Raw genomic sequence first — 15,885 nt, forward strand, 5'->3', positions numbered from 1 at the left:
TTCATAGAATTAAAGATAATCAAATAATTTTTAAACGACTGATTTTCTTTGTGCTATTTTGCTTGCCAACCAACTTACATAGAACAGCTGAAAACTATGATAAACCATCACCGGAAGTAAAAATAAAACCTTCTGATCATCAGGAACTCCCAATACCAAAAGGAAGAGACTTCCGTGTACTAAAGATTTCTTTGATCCACAAAACGTTACTGTAATAATATCTTGAGCATTGAACCTCATCTTTTTTGCAATGAATTGCAAAATATTGTAAACCGCAAAAAATAAAAAAAACACACTGAATGCCAGAATTAAAAATACAATTGGAGGAACTGAACCGAAAATTTTCTCAATAAATGCTGTGGAGAAACTTTCATAGACAATTAATAAAATAATCAGCCTGTCAAATTCTGCGATGATCGTTGAATATTTGGTAATCCATTTTTTGAATATAGGATTTAACAAAATTCCTAAAATGATAGGTAATAAAACTTTAATTAAAAGCTGCTGAATGACTTCGCCATGATTTTCGGAACCGGAAGTGGGTTCAAGGAAAAAGCTCATCAATAATGGCGTCATGACAATTCCTATTAATCCTGAGATAGATGCGTTGAATATTGCGGAAGTCACATTTCCTTTAGCAATGGAAACCATGACTACAGATGATGAAACTGTTGAAGGCAAACAGGCGAGAAAGAATATGGAAAGCCAAATGTTTTCAAATTCCGAGCCTTTTACCAATGGGTAAAACAGTAAAACCAACAGCGGAAAAAGAATGAAGGTTCCCGACTGGATAAGTAAATGCAGCTTCCAGTTGGAAATATCTTTTACGACTTCTTTTAAATTAAGTTTTAGCCCGTACAAAAGGAAGATCCCCGCAATTCCCCAATCGATAAATGCCGAAAGATTGAAATATTCATTATAAGATTCCTTAAAAGGGATCAATTTTGCCATAAAGACCATTACGATTAACAGGAGAAGGAATGTATTCTGCTTGTTAAAAATTTTAGCCATCAACATCATTAATTAAGATAAAATTGTTTTAAAAATAAAAAAACCTTAAAGTTTTTGTCTTTAAGGATTCTAAATTTATGGAATATTTATTTTATGATGTTATCATTTACTTTCAATATAATTATCATTAAATAATTTATTCGGTTTTAAATAAATAACATTTTGTTGAAAATCGAGAAATACATTAAACCTCTTTAATATCTCATTTCCTAAAATATGCATTCTTCTATTGCTTACTAACCTACTTTCTGAGAGCAATTGAGCCGGAATACTTTTTAGTTTATATTTTCCTAAAGATAACGATTGAAGATTGGCTGTAACAACCGGAACTTCATTTCCCTGACCGCCTTTCATCATTACTTTTTTAATTATTTTCATTTGATCTGTTGGAAAACTTTGTTCTTTTAATAAAGGTTCATCCAGCATTGCTGTTCGTTGATATCCTGTATCAAAAAGAAACCAATCTTTATTCTTTTTTGCCCCTTCCTGTATGGTTGTTTCTACAAAAAATAATTGATCGTAATATTTTATATTTAACTTTTCATACGATTTATCTTTTTGTACAAAATTGGGAAGCTTGGAATGAACAACCATTATACCGAGATCGTAATTGAGTTCTACCACCATTCCATCGAATAAATCCCAGCCAAATCTTCCGTCTGTTCCATGCCCTGATAACTCTACCTGACGAATTCTGAATCCTTGATATTTTTTATTTCCGATAGAAAGAATATTGGGACCAGGTTTTAGAGGTTGTTTAATTTTATCCTTCAAAGCATCTTTTGTAAGAGAAAGGTTAATCGTTCCTGTATCAAAATTGAGTGTAAGAGAATCTGTCTTATTCAACGCTGTTTTCACAAACATCGTATTCTGCTCATTGATTCCTAAACGAATACTGTCATGAAATGCTGGCGTTGTCTTGCTGAAATCTTTAGACAGAGAACTTTCGATTCTTGTGTAGCATGAATCTTTTCCTTTTAAAAGAATCACAAAATCTTTCTTTTCCCCCTGTTTTATTAATATTTTAACTGAATCTACGTCAGTTTTTACTTTAACAATTTTAGATCCTTTTCCTATTTTTGAGACCGTATAAATATCTGGTTTTACAGATGGATCAATATTCCAATCTGTTTTTAAAGTGCCATCTTCAATAATAATTGCCTTAGACGAATTAGCTCTTAAAACAGGAAGTTTCTTTTGAGCAATGATATGAATAAGTGAGAATATTGAAAAGACAAATACTAATGTATATTTCATATAATATATTATGATTAAATTAAAAACTTCCCCAGATATGTCATTACAATATCCAAAGATGAACTGCCAAAAGTTGAGCCGTCATGAAAACAATTATCTGTGGGAGCAATATAATAGTGATAAGGAGGCTGCTCTATTTTCAGCACAGGATAATCTGGAAATAATTTCATGAAATATGATGTTATATTCTTATTATTCACTTCATTTTCATGTACATTCATTTTCGTTTTAATCATGTTGTAAACTTGAAGCATGGAAAGATTAATTAACAACAGATAACGTGATTCTTTGCCAATATTCAAAGAAATTCTATTGCCAAACTTATGAGCTGTATGTAAAGTCATAGTTTCGGAGCTATCTTTATGAATGCCAATAAATTTCAAATCATTAATTGTAAAACCTATTGGAAGTTTTCGTTTGTCTAATGATACAACTTCACTATTTGCATAATTAGTCGCTAAACTCATAAATCTGAAAGACCCCTGCGAAATATTTTCAAGAAATTCATTTAACAGCAAATTAATCTCACTTATTAAATTTTGATTTTCTCTGAATTTCCTAAATACCTCATCATCAGATTGAGCTTCTTTTAAATTCAAACCATCAAATAATAATTGAATATTTTGAGGAATTTCACCTATAAATACAGAATTGTAATCTTTTTTGTCTTTATTATTTCCTGCTATAATTTTATATTCTGAAAGATTTAATTTTCGCCAATCTCTTTTAGGTAAATAAGCCTCCGATTCATATTTTTGTGAAAATTTTTCATCTTTAAAAATTAATTCATTAGAATGTTGTTTTGAATGATGTATAAGTCCTGAATTAATCTGAACAATTTTAGAAAGGTCATCTGCATATATTTTAATTCCTGGTTTTAGTTTTTCCATATTTTAATATTTATCAAAAACTCCTACATAAACCATAGTTATATCAAACTCTTTATTGCCAAGTGTAGTACCATCATGAATAAAATTGTCTGTAGGCGCAATGTAGTATTGATAAGGTTTTATTTCGAGTTTTAAAACAGGATATTCCGGATATAAAATAAAAAATTGTTCCACAATATTTTCCGAGGTTATTTTTTCTGAATATTTTTTTTGAACCTTCCCATAAATTTGTCTTAGTGTTAAATTAATAAAATACAGATAGCGTGATTCTGTACTAATATTGATAGAAATTCTGTTATTCGATTTATAGGCAGTATGGGGAGTAAATAATTTACTTTTATCTATATGTAAACCCGTATACTTAAATTGATTTTGCCCTAAATGATGAAAAGTAGTACTCTGCATATCAGGAAGTGATCTTGCAATTCTGTGAAATTTATAATTATTTTCACTAGATTTTTCACTCAAAAATACATTCAGTGTATCATTTATTTTTTTTGTTAATTCTTCATCTTTTTCAAATTTCTTTGGAACATCAAAAAGAGATTCACATTCATGCAGGTTTAATTTTTTAAACAAATCTTGTAACGAATCTGGAATAAAACCGATTGCCAAAGTATTAAACATTTCGCCATCAGCAATATCTGTTAAAATTTGTTTATGCTCTAAATCAGTAAGTTTATGCCAATCTGTATTTGGTAAATAAGCATTACGAAAGTATTCAATCTCAAGATTTTTATTATCTACCAGAGAAACACCTGTATTAATCCAAACTTGATCTTTTATATTTTCAATATGACGATCATAAACTTTAATACCTTTCTTTAAAATCATACTAAACTGTAGGCTAATAATTTATCTTTAATATTTTCGTGAATTGTAAAAGAAGTTTTATTTTCCAACTCTTCTACAATTTCTAAATAGGAAACTTTTGAAAGTTGCATCTCTTTACAAACATCCGCAGGCAAACTATCAATAAGATCGTTTTGAATATGAGTAACTAACTTTATCATATCGTGACAATAAATTGTAGGATTATCAAAACCGTTTTCATTAGAATATCTATTTAATAAAAAACCTCCACCACATATTTCATATATTGGGCAATTAAGACATTTCTCATTTACCATTTGGTGGGAGTTAATATATATATCAAACAGAGGGTCTTCTAATACAGCATCAATTTCATGGGTATGGATATTAATTTCATTTCTGGTAATTCCTTCGTAACAAGCTCTGATAGAATCTGCTACTTCAAGATTCCCATTCGTTTCCAATACTGCAACACCATTCTTTTTTAAACCAATCATTTGATCGCCCACTTCTTCACCCACAATAAGTTGAATTAAAGTTTTAAAAAACCTCATGTCCGGTCTTTTAGAATCACTTTTCCATATTTCGAACAATTCAATCAACCAATCCGCGTATGGAGTATAACCACTGGTATTTACTTTTTCTTTTATCGTATCATCAGGTAACTTATCAAAATGTCCGTCTGGCAGAAGAAGATTAAAGCTTGGTATATTTAGATTTTTGAACTCCTGATACAGCTCGATTGGAGTTATATTAAGATTAACAACAGATAAAACACCATGCATTCCTTTATTCAAACCTAGCTCTATGGCCTGCTGAACATCATCATAAGAGCCTTTACCATTATGAAAAACTCTATACTTATTATGATATTCTTTAGGCCCATCCATACTAATTCCAACGCGAATATTTAATTCATTAAAAAGATCATACCACTCTTCATCTAGGCCAACACCATTAGTTTGAATGACAAAATCAAAATAAGAATTGTTAAGTAGCTCTCTGAATATCTTTATACTTTCGCGATAAAATTCTTTTGGATATAATAGTGGTTCACCACCATGAAATACGATCTGAAAAGATTTTAAACTATTTTCAGTACCATAACGAGATAATTTTTGAGCAAAAATCCGAATGGTATCCATAGACATAAATTTAGGCTGCTTTAAGTAGGTTTTATCTCCTAAATTATACATGTAGCAATAAGAACAATTAAGGTTGCACCTACTTGCAACCTTCAGAACAAAAGAAGTCACCATATCTATATCAATAAACAAAGTTCTCCGTTATTTTACTAACGAAGAACTTAAGTTTTAAAAATCAGTAATTTTTAAGCTCTTAAAAATTGATCAGGTGCTCTGTCATAAGCAGCTGAAGCTCCTGTTACTGCCAAAATTCCACAATTAGGATCTGTACCACCTCCAATTCCTGTTCCAGGATTAGTGATTCCGACACCTCCAAAAATAGCCTTATAAAGATCTACATTTTCTTTGTCTGAAGTTTGGATTGATTTTTTTAGAATTTCTTTTTGTTCAAGATTACTCGTGATCTTAAATTTCTTTTTCATAAAATGAATTTTGGTTATTAATTTACTTATCTCACCAAATATAGAAAATTAATTTCACAGTAAAAAACAATTTTAATTAAAAAATTATTAGTTTATTTTCTTAATAGATATCGCAAACCCTCCACTTCTTACCATTTTAAAGTTGATCTTAGATTTACTCGTGATCTGCTTTTTGTAGATATTATAGCTTTGAGGATTGTTGATGTAATCTGCATCTTTTCCATCTTCATAGATCGTTGCTTCATACTTCTGACCTTTATCCAGGAAAGAGAAATCTACGCTATAATCACGTTTGTTTTCATCGGTAATTCCTCCTACAAACCAATTATCGGTACCTTTTGCTTTTCTTGCTGTTACCACATAATCTCCCGGTTCTGCCGATAAAATCTTCGTATCATCCCAATCTGCTGCCACATCTTTGATAAATTGGAAAGCATCCATGTGCTTTTTGTAGTTTTCAGGAAGATCAGCTGCCATCTGAAGCGGCATATACATCGTTACATAAAGAGCCAACTGCTTTGCCAGCGTTGTTTTCACAAAACGAGTATCTCCAGGGAAATAATAATCTAGTTTTGTCTGGAAAATTCCCGGCGTGTAATCCATAGAACCTCCCATCCATCTTGTAAACGGAAGAATCGTCTGATGATCCGGATTGTTTCCTCCAAAAGCTTCATATTCCGTTCCACGAGCGGCTTCCGCAGAAATATAATTTGGATAAGTACGGCTTTCTCCTGTCGGACGTACCGATTCGTGAGAATTTACCATAATTTTATACTCATTGGCTTTCTCAGCAATTCTGTAGAAATGGTTGATTGTCCATTGAGAATAATGATGCTCTCCTCTCGGAATGATGTCTCCAACATAACCAGTTTTTACAGCATCATAACCGTATTTGTTCATCAACTGGAATGCTTTATCAGACCATCTTTCATAATTCGTAGCCGAGCCTGAAGTTTCGTGGTGCATGATTAGTTTAATTCCTTTTGAATGTGCATATTCATTCAACATTTTAATGTCGAAATCTGGATATGGCGTGATAAAATCGAATACATATTCTTTTGAGTGACCGAACCAGTCTTCCCAACCAACATTCCAGCCTTCAATCAATAATCCCTGGAAACCGTTTTCAGATGCGAAATCGATATATTCCTTAACTTTTGTATTGTTGGCAGCGTGTTTTCCGTTAGGCGTTAATTTAGAGAAATCGGTTACGCCAAGACGCACGTTAGATTCCGGCTGACCGTATGCCCACTGAGATTTTCCGATGATCATTTCCCACCAAACACCCATGTATTTTGTTGGGTGAATGTAAGAAGTATCTGTATATTTCGTAGGCTCGTTTAGGTTGAAGATCATTTTAGAATCCATTACATCTTCTGCTTTTGGCGAAACGATAATCGTTCTCCACGGCGTTACAGAAGGTGTTTGAATATATCCTTTTGCTCCCTGTCTGTCGGCTGTAAGGTGAGTTTTAAGCTTAAAATTCGTAGCATCTACTTCAAGGTGAGAAGCCGGGTAATCTAAAACAGCTGCTTCTGCAACGTTGATATATAAAGGCTCTTTTCCTTCTTTTTTAAGCATTAAAGGAGACTGAACTGCATTTTTGATTAATGTCTGAGATGCATTGGCATCTGCCGCTTTTGGCCATCTTGCAGGAATTTCAGAAACTTTTGTTTCCTGATACTGGTATTCCTGAGAATCGTAATCTGCAACCATCCACCAAGATTTCATATCTGTAGGAAAATCGAATTCAGAATCTTCTTCTCTGATCACGAAATAGTTCAGGTTTTTCTGTTGAGGAAATTCATATCTGAAACCCAAACCATCATTAAACAATCTGAATTTTACAACAATACTTCTCTCAGTAGTTGCCTGATTCAGCGTAACTGCCAATTCGTTATAATTGTTGATATAGTTTTTCTTTTCACCCAACACCGGTTGCCAGGTTTCATTTTTAGAATCTCTTTTTTCTTCTGTTTTTGTGAAACCGCTGTTCAGATCGAATTTAGCATCTTCAGGCTTCGCGATTTCTGAGGCAAATTTTATAGAAGTATCTTTAAATAATCGTAATCCCAATTTAGAATCCTCAACAACTGTTTTACCGTTGTATTTAAGGTTGTAGTAAGGAACGCCTGCTTTCAACTGGAAATCCATTTCGAATTTTCCGTCCGGCGATTTTAAAGACTGTGCATTAACACCCGCAAACATCATTGAGAGCAAAAAAGCTCCAACTGTAATTTTCTTCATAATGACTATTTATATAAACTTTAAAAATAAAGAAAGTGCTGTTGTAAAGCAGCACTTTGCTCTGTTGTTCAGATTAAATTAAGGTTAATTTTTTAAGGAGATTTAGAATAATGGAATAAAAGAAAACTCTCCTGTGATATCATTAAAATAGACATCATAATTGAATTGTGTGCTTACAGGAATGTTTCCTCCACCAATATCACCTACTCCAAAAAACTCCTGAGCCGTTCCCCAGTTAGTTCCCCAATCGTGGTTTGCTCTAAATTTAAACTCTCCAGCTTTAAGCTCTACATTTTTCTTCACCCAAATGTGCGCATCAAATGTGTTTTTTTGCAAATCAACATCTGTATTCCAATCTCCAGATGCAGATCCTATCATAGAAATAGATGTAAAAGCACTTGTAGGAGGCGTTATAGGAACTAAAGAATACGTTAGAGCAGTTGTATTGATGGTCAGTTTATAATACCCTGCCGTAGCTACATTAATATTTCCTGATCCACCATCTGTACTTAAAGTTCCAGCAGAACCACCTAAACCATATTGAACATCCCAGTTCCCAGGAGTTTTAATTATTTTAAAATTACCTTGAGCAAAATATCCGGTATACGAATAAGCACCTGCCGTAGCTGATTTCTGTAAAGGAAGAAATTTAGTATTTGTAACCTCATTCGTCCATCCTGCTGCAGTTGCATCACCAATCAGATATAAATCGGTATAATTGTAAACAGGACCTAAGAAATAAGGTGTAATATTCATCGTAATTACATTCGAATAAAACCCGCCTTCTCCTACTTTTGTTCTTAATCTCACTTCTATTTCTACAGGAACATCAGGTGTTGCTCCCAAACCTAAAGCAATAGCATTAAGCTGTTTATGGGTAAAAGTAGTCGGAGAATTCACTGCGTCTGTACTTGAAGCACCCGCAAAAGATTTTCCTTTTATACCAAACTGTACCTGTTGAGTAGAAACAACAGATAAATCAAAGGTAGATTTAGTCCAAGTTACACTGAGTGCAGTTTCATCCGGATTATTTTTGTCAAGAACAATGGACGTTTTATCTGTTGAAACCTTCCCTTGAGTTGTTTCATGAATAACTGCCTGATCTTCATCTTTTTCACACGAAATAATCATGAAAGATAAAAGTGCAAAAGCAAATATGTTTAAAATTTGTTTCATTTTGAATACTTTTAGAATTAATAACCAGGATTTTGAATCAGATTATGATTAGCATTTAAGTCACTCGCCGGAATTGGATAAAGATTTCTAAAATTGTCAACAGCTTTACCGTCTTTCACACCTCCTTTAAATGGCCACAGATAAGCTCCAGAAGTAAATTTATCAAATCTAATTAAGTCAGTTCTTCTTACCGCTTCCCAAGAAAGTTCACGCGCTCTTTCATCCAAAATAAAATTCAAATTAATAGACGTTACATTTCCTGAAGTATTTCCGTAGGCTCTTTCTCTCAACAAATTAACATATTGAACGGCAGTTGCATTGCTCCCGCCACCGCCACGTAGAACAGCTTCTGCATAAGTAAGGTAAGCTTCTGCCAATCTGAACATTGGGAAATCTGTATCTACAAAATCTCCGGCAATATCAGATCCCGGTTGCCCGTTTCTTTTGATATTTTTAAACTTAATGATTGGATATCCATCTGTAAATGTTGCCACATTATTAATTTCTAAACTTTGGCCATCTGTATGGAAGTTTCCTCTTTTATCAAGAGAACCGTTCGTCGAAGGAAACAAATTTGCAATGTTTTTCGTACTTCTTAAACCACCCCAGCCACTGTTGATTCCGAAATTGGCAGGCACCATAGAGCCTCCCGTGCCCGCATGAATAATATAAGTAGTTCCTCCAAATGTTCTGGTGTGAGTACCATCGTAATTTACAGAGAATATTGTTTCATTATTATCTAAATTATTATCTGCCAAGAATAGCTCTCCATAATTTGTTTTTAATGAATATCCTGCATTAATTACCTTCTCAGCATACACTCTTGCATCAGAATATCTTCCTTGCCCTGTGTACACTTCTGCATTTAAATAAAGTTTAGATAAAAGCATCCAAACAGCAGCTTTATCTGCTCTTCCATATTCATTTGTTCTTGGGTCTTTTAATAAACCTTCAAGATCTTTTAATTCTGATTCCACATAATTGAAAAGTTCTTTACGCTCAATTCTTCTAGGAGGAGTTGTACCTACCTCATCAGCTTCTGTAGCGAAAGGACCATTTCCAAATAAATCAATGGCGTGAGTATAGCTTAATGCTCTCATAAAGCGAGCCTCATTTCGGTATAATCTGGCTTCGTCTGCATTAGCACCTGTAATGTTTCTTGACGCTAATTTTTCATCTGTTGTCTCTCTGATAAACTCATTTGAAAGCCCAACCTGATAATATATTCTGTAATATAATGCCGCAATAAATTCATTGCTAGAAGACCAAGTCATACTATGAAGATCCGGCAAAGAGCCATCTCCCCAAGCAATAACAGCTTCATCTGTTGGTAATTCCTGCAACTGAAAGTATTGTCTGATATAGTTAGATGTTCCTCCGTCTATTCCACTGATATCAGGATCACCATCACCCCCATTCTGACCACTCATTGCTAAACCTGCATAGATTTTGGCCAAAACGTTTTTATAATTGTTAAAATCTGCATATACAGAAGCTGAAGTTACTTCTGTTTCAGGCATTCTATTCAAATCACTTTCACAAGAGCTAAGAAATAGTACCGCAGTAAGCCCGGCAGCAAATATTGTTTTATTGATATATTTAAATGTCATGATATGATAGTCTTAATTAAAATTGAAAATTAAATCCTAAAGAATATACTCTTGGTCTTTGATATAAATTATTATCTATACCATTGAAAACTTCCGGATCTAAGCCGCTATATTTTGTAATGATAAAGGCATTCTGAACAGAACCAAAAATTCTTAGTTTAGAATCTTTTATAAATCTTGGGAAATTGTATCCTAAGTTTATATTATCCATTCTTACAAATGATGCATTCTCTACATAATAATCTGATAAAAGCTGAGTACGCTTAAAGCCTGTATCTAAGTAACTTACTTGAATGTTTTGAAGATATTGATTAAGATTAATTCCTTGTTCTGTACCATATTGAGATGCAACATTGTTATAAACATAGTTCCCAATACTTGCTCTCATGGTGAATCCTAAATCCCAATTTTTATAATTGAATTTAGAAGAGAAACCTAACAACACATCTGGTGCAGGAGATTTGTATCTATAAAGATCATCATTGTTAATGATTCCATCACCATTTCTGTCAACATAAGCTCCTTCAATTGGTTTTCCGGCAGTATCATAAACTTGTTGATATACGTAGAAAGAATTTGGCTGATACCCTTCTGTATGTACCTGAATTGTTGTACCTGTAGCTCCACCAATAGAATTTACAAGAACCTGAGAAGAATCAAGATTCGTAACTTCAGATCTGAAATGAGTAGCATTTACGTTAAATTCCCAAGAGAAACTATCTGTTTTCACAGCTTTAACGTTTACGTTGGCTTCAATTCCTCGGTTACGCATATTACCAACGTTGGTAAGCAAATAATTAGTAAGATTGGATAAAGCAGGAACCGGAATAAAACTTAATAGATCTCTTGATTCTTTCTGATAAACATCAATGGTACCACTGATTTTATCGTTAAGGAATCCAAAATCAAGACCTAAGTTAGTTGTTGTTGTGGTTTCCCATTTAATATTTTTATCATATCCCTGCGCTCTGTAAGTATTGTAGAAAGTATCTCCTAATTGATACTGTGCACCGCTATTAGATAAAATATATCTTGGTAAATAAGGATAATCATTTTTATCTATTTCCTGCTGTCCGGTCTGCCCCCAACCTGCTCTTAATTTTAAAGTAGAGATTGTTTTAGAATCTTTTAAGAATCCTTCCTGATCAATTCTCCAAGCTAAAGCAACAGAAGGAAAATACCCTACTCTATTCTCTTCGCTAAATCTCGAAGAAGCATCTCTTCTTAAAGAGGCAGTTAAAAGATACTTTTCATTAAATGTATAATTTAATCTTCCGAAATAAGAAATTATGGTATTCTGAGTAAAAGAATCATTTCCTGTAGCAGGATCTAAAGCTCCTGTTCCAAATACTGTCGGTGCAAATGGCTCAGATCTCTGCCAGTCCTGATAAGAATAACCTGCAGTGAAATCTACGGTAGACTTTATAGACTCAAATGTTTTAAGATAGTTAAAATAGAAATCTAATAATTTATTTTTCTTTTCTTGTGTATATCTTCTATAAGAACCTTTATTATTAAAAGCAGAAGCTACAGTAGGAAGCACTCTGGTATTTCCGTTAGAATCACTATAATCATAACCTACATTCAAATTGGCTCTTAATTCCGGTAAAAAATGGAATTTATAGTCAAACTGAATGTTTCCTATCAATCTTTTTACGTAAGAAAGATCCCATCTTTGATTCAACATAGAGACTGGATTCTTTGTTGCGTTCGTGTTAGGCTTTCCATCACCCTGCAACCATTCCCAATACCCTCCATAGTTGGTAAAAGAAGGATCATAAACATTTTGTGTAGGATCAAAAACAACAGCCGAGCCGATAGCCCCATCATCTTTGAATCTGTTTTCTACATAAGTTCCTTTTAAATTTAAACTAACTTCTAAATGTTTATCAAAAAATTTAGGATTTAAATTCAAAGCCCCTGTAGTTCTTTCAATCGTATTTGTTCTGATAATACCTTCCTGATTCAGATATCCCAAAGACAATCTGTAAGGTAATCCTTTTATACCACCTGATAAAGAGATATTATTATCAACTCCGACCGCTGTTTGGTAAATTTGGTCTTGCCAATTGGTATTAGCATTTCCCAAATATCCTTGATAAACAGATGTTGCTTTTTCTTTTACAACCTTACGGAACTCATCAGCAGACAACATATCTATATTTCCCATTTTGTTATAAACGGAAGTCGTTGTCGTATAATTTGCCTTTAGTTTTCCTGTTGTTCCTCTTTTTGTTGTGATAATTACAACCCCATTCGATGCTCTACTTCCATAGATTGCAGCAGCAGAAGCATCTTTTAAAATACTGAAACTCTCAATATCATTAGGATTTATTAAAGCTAAAGGGTTTGTTGCCCCGCTTATCCCGTTTGTATCTACAGGTACACCATCGATCACGATCAAAGGATCATTTAAGGCATTTAGCGAAGAACCTCCACGAATTCTTATCGTAGATCCTGCTCCCGGAGCACCTCCGTTATTTGTAATCTGGATTCCTGAAGTCTTACCTTGGATTAATTGTTCTGGTGAATTGATACTCCCTTCATTGAAGTCTTTTGCGGAGATAGCAGTCACAGATCCCGTTAAATCTGTCTTCTTCTGCTTTCCATACCCAATCAAAACAACCTCTTCTATTTTTTTCTCCTTGGTTGTGGAATCCTGAGTTTGCGCATGCATCATGGAGCTTGCCAATAGAAATGCGGGCGCTATTTTTAATACCGTTGTAAAATTTCTCACAATATTATTTTTATATAGTTTCGTTTTTTAAGAATAAAGACTGTAAGTCAGTCTTGCAATTTAAAAAAAAATTAGAATTATGTTAATTTTATTAAAAATTTGGTTAAAATTGTGTAGATTAAACGAGTGTTTTAAGTTAAAAAACTGTTTTCCATTTATTTACATTAAAATATGCAAGACATAATATTAATTTAATTTTAACAAAAAATTAAACATGCGTTTAACTAAATATAACATTTGAGCATCCCTTATCTTGACAAAAGCTTTTAAAAACAGTAATTCAAACAATTTTCAGGGAGAATCCGTATCTTTGCAGTCAAAATTTAACTATAAATGTCAAACAGAAAGATGATTACGGCAGCTTTGCCTTATGCAAACGGACCGGTTCATATAGGACATTTGGCAGGTGTGTATATTCCTGCGGATGTTTACGCAAGATTTCAGCGAAGATTAGGAAAAGATGTAGCGTTTATCTGTGGTTCAGATGAGCATGGGATTCCTATTACCATCAGAGCAAAAAAAGAAGGAGTAACCCCTCAGGATATCGTTGACAAATACCACGAGATCATTAAAAAATCTTTTTCAGATTTAGGGATTTCTTTTGACGAATATTCGAGAACAACTTCTAAAAACCATTACGAAACCAGCCAAGATTTCTTCAAAGTTTTGTATGAAAAAGGGAAATTCACAGAAGAAATGTCTGAGCAGTACTTCGATGAACAGGCTGGAGAATTTTTAGCTGATAGATACATCGTTGGAACTTGCCCAAATTGTGGAAACGAAAATGCTTACGGAGATCAGTGTGAAAAATGTGGTTCTACCCTTTCTCCATCTGAGTTGATTAATCCAAAATCAATGTTAAGTGGAAACGTTCCTATTTTAAAAGAAACAAAAAACTGGTATCTTCCATTAAACGAATACGAAGATTTCCTAAACGAATGGATTATTGAAGGTCATAAGGATGATTGGAAACCTAATGTTTACGGACAGGTTAAATCTTGGTTAAACGACGGTTTGAAACCTCGTGCGATGACCAGAGATCTAAATTGGGGTGTTCCTGTTCCACTTCCGGGTGCAGAAGGAAAAGTGCTTTATGTATGGTTTGATGCGCCGATCGGATATATTTCTTTCACCAAAGAATGGGCAGAGAAAAATGGAAAAGATTGGAAAGATTACTGGCAAAGCGAAGAGTCTGATTTAGTTCACTTTATCGGAAAGGATAATATTGTGTTCCACTGTATTATTTTCCCTTCGATGATGAAGGCTCACGGCGATTATATTATGCCGAAAAACGTTCCTGCTTTTGAATTCCTTAATCTTGAAAACGATAAAATTTCAACTTCAAGAAACTGGGCAGTTTGGGCACACGAATATGTTGAAGATTTCCCTGGACAGGAAGATGTATTGAGATATGCTCTTCTTTCTTCAGCTCCGGAAACTAAGGATAATAATTTTACCTGGAAGGATTTTCAGACTAAAAATAATTCTGAGTTAGTTGGAATTTTCGGAAACTTTATTAATAGAGTTGCTGTTTTAATTCATAAATATTATGATGGAATTGTTCCTCAAGGGGATGTAAATACTCCTGAATTAAAAGAAATAAACAAAGCCGCAAGTGAAATTTCAGGATTCTTAGAAAACTATGAATTTAGAAATTCTTTAACAGCTTTGATGAATTTAGCACGTTTCGGAAATCAATATCTTCAAACGGAAGAGCCTTGGAAAACGATTAAAGATAACCCTGAAAAAGCTGCACATTCATTATTTGTTGGAGCTCAGATTGCTGTTGCTTTGGCTCAGTTATGTGAACCATTCATGCCTTTCAGTTCTGAGAAATTATTGAATATGTTTAATGTTCAAAAATCGGATTGGAATGATGTTCAAACAAAATCTGTTTTAATTGAAACAGGTCATAAAATCAATGAATCATCTCTTCTTTTCTCAAAAATCGAAGATAATGTAATCGAAGCTCAAATCCAAAAACTGGAAGACACGAAACAAAACAATAAAAAAACAAACCCTAACGCCAATCCTATGAAAGACGAAATCACTTTTGATGATTTTACGAAAATCGACTTAAGAACAGCGACAATTACAGAAGCTGAAAAAGTTGAAAAAGCAGACAAATTATTAAAACTGACCGTAGACACTGGTGTTGACGTAAGAACTGTCGTTTCAGGAATTGCAGAAAGCTTCACTCCGGAAGAAGTTATTGGCAAACAAGTAATGATTTTATTAAATCTTGCACCAAGAAAAATCAGAGGAATTGAATCTCAGGGAATGTTATTATTAACCACAAAACCAGACGGAAAATTATCTTTCGTAACACCAGACGACAATAATGTTGAGAATGGTATTGAGATTGGATAATTTTCGATATTTCATATATAAAAAATCCACATGAGTTTCATGTGGATTTTTTATTGTCATTGCGAGGAGCGAAGCGACGAAGCAATCTCAAATTTAAAAACAATATTTAAACTTAAATTTCCTTAAAGCCTTAATAGAATCTTAATGGTTAAAAATTTGAAACATTAAGATTTATTTAAGTAGTTAAGATTATTAAGAGTTTGCTTC

11 protein-coding genes are annotated in these 15,885 nt (G+C 33.4%); 1 reads left to right on the forward strand and 10 read right to left on the reverse strand.

Annotated features, from left to right (window positions below; genetic code table 11):
* Positions 1 to 30: 30 nt before the first annotated feature.
* The 10 genes from OXQ85_RS14595 to OXQ85_RS14640 all read right to left on the reverse strand — a co-directional run bounded on the left by OXQ85_RS14595 (position 31) and on the right by OXQ85_RS14640 (position 13,308).
* Complete coding sequence (locus tag OXQ85_RS14595) at positions 31 to 1,020, reverse strand: bile acid:sodium symporter family protein (RefSeq protein ID WP_267405415.1); 990 nt, start codon at positions 1,018 to 1,020, stop codon at positions 31 to 33.
* Between the two features lie 93 nt (positions 1,021 to 1,113).
* Complete coding sequence (locus OXQ85_RS14600; RefSeq protein WP_267405416.1) at positions 1,114 to 2,268, reverse strand: hypothetical protein; 1,155 nt, start codon at positions 2,266 to 2,268, stop codon at positions 1,114 to 1,116.
* Positions 2,269 to 2,282: 14 nt separating this feature from the next.
* Positions 2,283 to 3,158 (reverse strand): hypothetical protein, encoded by an 876-nt coding sequence (locus OXQ85_RS14605; protein WP_267405417.1) that lies wholly within the window; start codon positions 3,156 to 3,158, stop codon positions 2,283 to 2,285.
* 3 nt (positions 3,159 to 3,161) lie between these two features.
* Positions 3,162 to 3,992: a hypothetical protein gene (locus OXQ85_RS14610; RefSeq protein ID WP_267405418.1), complete on the reverse strand. Its 831-nt coding sequence runs from the start codon at positions 3,990 to 3,992 to the stop codon at positions 3,162 to 3,164.
* Positions 3,989 to 5,230, reverse strand: a complete 1,242-nt coding sequence (locus tag OXQ85_RS14615; protein ID WP_267405480.1) for a radical SAM protein — start codon at positions 5,228 to 5,230, stop codon at positions 3,989 to 3,991. The genes OXQ85_RS14610 and OXQ85_RS14615 overlap by 4 nt, the downstream gene beginning before the upstream one ends.
* 71 nt (positions 5,231 to 5,301) lie before the next feature.
* Complete coding sequence (locus tag OXQ85_RS14620; RefSeq protein WP_267405419.1) at positions 5,302 to 5,538, reverse strand: hypothetical protein; 237 nt, start codon at positions 5,536 to 5,538, stop codon at positions 5,302 to 5,304.
* Between the two features lie 87 nt (positions 5,539 to 5,625).
* Entirely contained in the window at positions 5,626 to 7,785 is a 2,160-nt protein-coding gene (locus OXQ85_RS14625; RefSeq protein WP_267405420.1) for a glycoside hydrolase family 97 protein, read from the reverse strand.
* A gap of 102 nt (positions 7,786 to 7,887) precedes the next feature.
* Positions 7,888 to 8,961: a SusE domain-containing protein gene (locus OXQ85_RS14630; RefSeq protein WP_267405421.1), complete on the reverse strand. Its 1,074-nt coding sequence runs from the start codon at positions 8,959 to 8,961 to the stop codon at positions 7,888 to 7,890.
* Positions 8,962 to 8,978: 17 nt separating this feature from the next.
* Positions 8,979 to 10,571, reverse strand: coding sequence for a RagB/SusD family nutrient uptake outer membrane protein (locus OXQ85_RS14635; RefSeq protein WP_267405422.1), 1,593 nt, complete (start codon positions 10,569 to 10,571; stop codon positions 8,979 to 8,981).
* Between the two features lie 16 nt (positions 10,572 to 10,587).
* Positions 10,588 to 13,308: a SusC/RagA family TonB-linked outer membrane protein gene (locus OXQ85_RS14640; protein ID WP_267405423.1), complete on the reverse strand. Its 2,721-nt coding sequence runs from the start codon at positions 13,306 to 13,308 to the stop codon at positions 10,588 to 10,590.
* A 333-nt stretch (positions 13,309 to 13,641) separates the two neighbouring features.
* Between OXQ85_RS14640 and metG the strand changes: the two genes are divergently transcribed.
* Positions 13,642 to 15,678, forward strand: a complete 2,037-nt coding sequence (gene metG, locus OXQ85_RS14645) for a methionine--tRNA ligase (RefSeq protein WP_267405424.1) — start codon at positions 13,642 to 13,644, stop codon at positions 15,676 to 15,678.
* Positions 15,679 to 15,885: the final 207 nt, after the last annotated feature.

The organism is Chryseobacterium sp. GM_Chr_2, from assembly GCF_026540445.1.
Lineage (GTDB): Bacteria > Bacteroidota > Bacteroidia > Flavobacteriales > Weeksellaceae > Chryseobacterium.